The following is a 314-nucleotide window of genomic DNA, read 5'->3' on the forward strand; positions in this document are numbered from 1 at the left end:
CTGGCGGAGTGGACGGGACTCGAACCCGCGACCCCCGGCGTGACAGGCCGGTATTCTAACCAACTGAACTACCACTCCTGGCAGGCAGCTTTTCGCTTGCATTCAAGACGCAAGCCAAGCGCTACAACTTGGCGACCCCACGGGGATTCGAACCCCGGTACCTACCGTGAAAGGGTAGTGTCCTAGGCCTCTAGACGATGGGGTCAAAACCTTGGAACAACCGACAACAACAAAAACCTGGTGGAGGTAAACGGGATCGAACCGATGACCTCTTGCATGCCATGCAAGCGCTCTCCCAGCTGAGCTATACCCCC

General features: G+C 57.6%; 3 tRNA genes. All 3 read right to left on the minus strand.

The features are described from left to right. Window position 1: 1 nt before the first annotated feature. Window positions 2-78 (minus strand) — tRNA-Asp (locus B2J86_RS17950). A gap of 51 nt (window positions 79-129) precedes the next feature. After that, window positions 130-205, minus strand: a tRNA-Glu gene (locus B2J86_RS17955). 33 nt (window positions 206-238) lie between these two features. Further along, a tRNA-Ala gene (locus tag B2J86_RS17960) sits at window positions 239-314 on the minus strand.

The sequence above is a fragment of the Acidovorax sp. SRB_14 genome, from assembly GCF_012932145.1.
GTDB lineage: Bacteria > Pseudomonadota > Gammaproteobacteria > Burkholderiales > Burkholderiaceae_C > Simplicispira.